General features: G+C 33.1%; 6 protein-coding genes and 1 pseudogene. 5 read left to right on the top strand and 2 right to left on the bottom strand.

Going from position 1 to position 3,707, the window contains the following annotated elements:
* Positions 1 to 84: 84 nt before the first annotated feature.
* Positions 85 to 200 (bottom strand): annotated as a pseudogene (locus tag V7183_RS07465) (GNAT family N-acetyltransferase); the annotation flags it as partial.
* 180 nt (positions 201 to 380) lie between these two features.
* On the opposite strand from V7183_RS07465, the gene V7183_RS07460 reads away from it, so the two are divergent.
* The 5 genes from V7183_RS07460 to V7183_RS07440 all read left to right on the top strand — a co-directional run bounded on the left by V7183_RS07460 (position 381) and on the right by V7183_RS07440 (position 3,342).
* Positions 381 to 1,064, top strand: coding sequence for a DNA alkylation repair protein (locus V7183_RS07460; protein ID WP_335359104.1), 684 nt, complete (start codon positions 381 to 383; stop codon positions 1,062 to 1,064).
* 15 nt (positions 1,065 to 1,079) lie between these two features.
* The gene (locus tag V7183_RS07455) at positions 1,080 to 1,781 is read left to right on the top strand and encodes a nucleotidyltransferase domain-containing protein (RefSeq protein WP_335359103.1); all 702 of its coding nucleotides are present in this window, start codon (positions 1,080 to 1,082) and stop codon (positions 1,779 to 1,781) included.
* Positions 1,782 to 1,796: 15 nt separating this feature from the next.
* Positions 1,797 to 2,219 (top strand): GNAT family N-acetyltransferase, encoded by a 423-nt coding sequence (locus V7183_RS07450; RefSeq protein WP_097899030.1) that lies wholly within the window; start codon positions 1,797 to 1,799, stop codon positions 2,217 to 2,219.
* A gap of 79 nt (positions 2,220 to 2,298) precedes the next feature.
* Positions 2,299 to 2,799: a GNAT family N-acetyltransferase gene (locus V7183_RS07445; protein ID WP_097899031.1), complete on the top strand. Its 501-nt coding sequence runs from the start codon at positions 2,299 to 2,301 to the stop codon at positions 2,797 to 2,799.
* A gap of 27 nt (positions 2,800 to 2,826) precedes the next feature.
* Positions 2,827 to 3,342 (top strand): DinB family protein, encoded by a 516-nt coding sequence (locus V7183_RS07440; protein ID WP_335359102.1) that lies wholly within the window; start codon positions 2,827 to 2,829, stop codon positions 3,340 to 3,342.
* Between the two features lie 51 nt (positions 3,343 to 3,393).
* Here the strand turns inward: V7183_RS07440 and V7183_RS07435 are convergent, their stop codons facing one another.
* Complete coding sequence (locus V7183_RS07435) at positions 3,394 to 3,585, bottom strand: hypothetical protein (protein ID WP_230322496.1); 192 nt, start codon at positions 3,583 to 3,585, stop codon at positions 3,394 to 3,396.
* Positions 3,586 to 3,707 lie beyond the last annotated feature (122 nt).

Below are 3,707 nucleotides of genomic sequence, written 5' to 3'. Positions count from 1 at the left end.
GTTGAATACAGTGTAGATCAATTGAGTTTAAGGAAAAGAAATGAGAGAACGGATAAAAAAGTAAAATGATAGTAACGCTAAAAACTAGGTAATGTGTAGATCAGTTCCATAATGAATTAACTTTAATTTTTTGCAATTACTTGTGAAGCAAAATTGTCCCAGGAAGTGCTATACAGGGGAAGACGTTTTTCTTTTTTAATTAGGTAAAGAGTTTCAGTGAATCATTTCATAAGAAGTATATGTAAATGATTCTTGTATGTGAATTTTTTATAATTTCACATACCGTAATGAAAAAATAAAAATAGGAAAACAGGAGATAGTGTCGAATATATCGTAAGGACATGTGTAAGGTAAAGGGAAATATGAAAAGAGGCGATTACATGTTATTAGAAGAGGTCATGCATCAACTTGAAGAATGTGGAACGGAACAAAATCGTAAAATATATATAAACCATGGAGCAAAAGAGCCATTATTTGGTGTTAGCTTTGCAAATTTAAAACTATTAAAGAAGAAAATAAAAAAAGATCATGAGTTAGCCATTTCATTATGGGAAACAAAAAATATGGATGCAATGACATTAGCTACAATGATAGTTGATCCGAAAAAATTCACGTCAGAGCAGTTGGATGAGTGGGTGCAAGAGGTTGATTATTATTGCTTAATGGATGTACTTATGTCAACTGTATGTTCGTCTCCAATTGCAATAGATAAAATGAAGGTGTGGACAAAAGCTCAAGATGAATGGATTGGTCGAGCTGGTTGGTCATTACTAGCTAATATCGCCATAAAGGATAAATCGCTAGAAAATGCATTTTTTCTACCATTTTTAAAAGAAATTCAGACTCATATACATACTGAGAAAAATCGAAAAAAAGAGGCAATGAATAGCGCGCTTATTGCGATTGGAATTCGAAATGATGGGCTTGAGCAAAAAGCAATCGCAGTTGCACGCGGGATTGGAAAAGTGGAGGTTGATCATGGTATCACTTCATGTAAGACACCTGAAGCAGAGACATATATTAAAAAGGGACGAGATAGAGAAAGAAATAAAACAAGAAAATGAAAGAAGGAGAACAGCATGAAGGCAATTGACGCTGCGCAAAAAATTATCGAATCTCAATTTCCAAATTGTGATGTTGCTTTACTAGGTGGCAGTGTTGCAAGGGGAGAAGAAACAAAAACATCGGATCTTGATATCGTTATATTAGATCAAAACCTTTCATCTTGTTACCGGGAATCTTTTTTCAGTAACGGCTGGCCAGTGGAAGTGTTTGTACATAATTTTGAAACATATAAAACTTTTTTTGAAAATGATTGTAAGCGAGGAAGACCTTCTTTACCACAACTAGTTTCGGAGGGAATTATCTTAAAAGGAACTATGCAAATTGTAACAAGTTTAAAGCAGGAGGCAGAGCAATTATTAAATAAAGGTCCCGAAAAATGGACAGAAGAACTTATGAGACAAAAACGTTACTTTATTACAGATGCACTAGATGATTTTATTGGTGCGACAAAGAGAGAAGAAGAATTATTTATTGCGAATCATTTGGCTGATTTAGTGCATGAATATGTCCTTAGAGTAAACGGACAATGGGTTGGTAACTCTAAATGGTTTATTAGGGTACTAAGGAAGTATGATTCATTATTTGCTGAACAATTTGTTGAAGCTTTTGATCATTTTTATAGAACTGGGGAAAAGGTAGGACTTATTGATTTTGTCGAGAAAACATTAGAAAACTATGGAGGCAGGTTGTTTGAAGGTTTTTCTGTAGGAAAATAAGAAAGGAGTGAAAATATGAATGTACCAATTGTCCAATTAAGAGAACTTTCATTAGAAGATGTAGAAGATCGATCTATCCTTAATGAAAATGGTTTACATATTGGCTGGGTGGATTTAAAGAATTTTGATAAAACGAATAAAAATGCTGAGTTAGGCATTGCAATTGGTAACAAAGAATGTTGGGGACGCGGATATGGTGTTGCGGCATTATACAACATGTTACAACTTGGATTTTATGAATTTGGTTTAGAAAAAGTGTGGCTACGTGTTGATACGGATAACATAAAAGCGATAAGAAGTTATGAAAAAGCTGGATTTGTTTGTGAAGGAATTATGAGAAATGATAGATTACGAGAAGGAATATTTATTAATCGATATCGCTATAGTATGTTGAAAGAAGAATATGAAATTATTAATAAAAAAGAATTAATTACATAATATTATTATGTAAACAAAAATGTGACATGGTATAAATTAACGAATTCATAGAAATTTAATGATGAGAGGATGCATAGAAATGATTCGAGTTTTATCAGGCTTAGATGCAGTACAATATTGGGATTTACGTTTACAAGCATTACGAGTAAATCCAGACGCATTTGTGACAACTTATGAAGAAGCGATGCAAAAAGAAAATCCTGTGGAGGAAGTTGCTCAAAATTTAAATTCAAAAACTAGTTACACATTTGGGGCTTTCAATGACGAAAATCGACTGTTAGGTGTAGTAACGTTACTTACAGAGCAAAAAGCAGCCTATAAACATAAAGGACATCTTGTTGCTATGTATGTGGATGCTCAAAGTAGAGGGGAAGGGATTGCAAAAGCTTTAATAGGAGCATTGGTTGAAAAATCAAGAGAACTAAAAATAGAGCAAATTAATTTAGGAGTTGTTTCAGATAATGAAGTAGCGAAAAAACTGTATCAATCAATGGGTTTTACAACGTATGGGACAGAAAAAAGGGCGTTAAAAATGAACAATATATATCGCGATGACGAACATATGGTTTTATTTCTTTAAGAGAATGTTTAGAAGGAGCAAAATAAAATGAAAGATCTGTGTTTAGAAAAAGGGATGAGCCCTCACGTTGCAATATTATATGCCACTGTAAGTGACACATTCAAGAGATTAAGAGATTTAGTAGAAGATGTGGGGAAGGAGGAATTGAATTATAAAGGTCCTGCTAATGATGAGAATAGCATTGGGCAATTGCTTCAGCATTTAGCAGTTGTGGATTTACACTGGGTGTATCGTTTGAAAGATGAACAAATTTCAGTATTCTTACAAGAAAAATATGGACCTATGCTTGATAGAAAAGGAGAGTTACCTAAAATAACAAAAGGTTCTTTACAAGAACTTATGCAAGACTATCAAGATGTTCAAAGTATGTTTTACAACGAATGTATGAAGCTAACAGAAGCAGATTTGATGCGGGAAGTATATTATGAAAAAGGTGAAACAGCTACGATTAGATGGGGAATTTGGCATATAGCTGACCATAATCGGTATCATCAAGCTCATATAAGGCGATTACGGAAATTGTACCAGTATGATAGGAAGTAATAAAGATACTATTTGTAGTGTGAAATTGTAGAGAGATTCCAGTTTGAAGTTCTAAGATTGTTGCATTTTTTTTATTTTTTTGGTTCCAAAAATACAACTAATAATTGCAATCAATGCACTTGAGGAAATGAATTTTACGGCCCAATAGATTCCTGTTCCAGTAATTAAGTCGATGATTACAAACTTTTTAATTGTCGAACTTTTTATTGTATGAAAAACAAATTGATTGCTTTTGTTATCCAATGTTGTCACGTCCCTTATCCCTTTTATAAAAGTATATGACAAGGTATGCTTGTTCTAGTCTTTTAATTTCAAGAAAATGATAAAGAATCATAAAAAGAGTAGCTAGCAAAAGCTAACTGCTC

Source organism: Bacillus sp. JJ1127 (genome assembly GCF_036965845.1).
Taxonomy (GTDB): Bacteria; Bacillota; Bacilli; order Bacillales; family Bacillaceae_G; genus Bacillus_A.
The sequence above is the reverse complement of the archived record's forward strand: the minus strand, read 5'-3'. Positions and strand labels throughout refer to the sequence as shown.

What these genes read in the sequence shown, in the direction of transcription:
- V7183_RS07460 (WP_335359104.1), top strand. Translation starts at nt 381, where the DNA reads ATGTTATTAGAAGAGGTCATGCATCAACTTGAAGAATGTGGAACGGAA.
- V7183_RS07455 (WP_335359103.1), top strand. Translation starts at nt 1,080, where the DNA reads ATGAAGGCAATTGACGCTGCGCAAAAAATTATCGAATCTCAATTTCCA.
- V7183_RS07450 (WP_097899030.1), top strand. Translation starts at nt 1,797, where the DNA reads ATGAATGTACCAATTGTCCAATTAAGAGAACTTTCATTAGAAGATGTA.
- V7183_RS07445 (WP_097899031.1), top strand. Translation starts at nt 2,299, where the DNA reads ATGATTCGAGTTTTATCAGGCTTAGATGCAGTACAATATTGGGATTTA.
- V7183_RS07440 (WP_335359102.1), top strand. Translation starts at nt 2,827, where the DNA reads ATGAAAGATCTGTGTTTAGAAAAAGGGATGAGCCCTCACGTTGCAATA.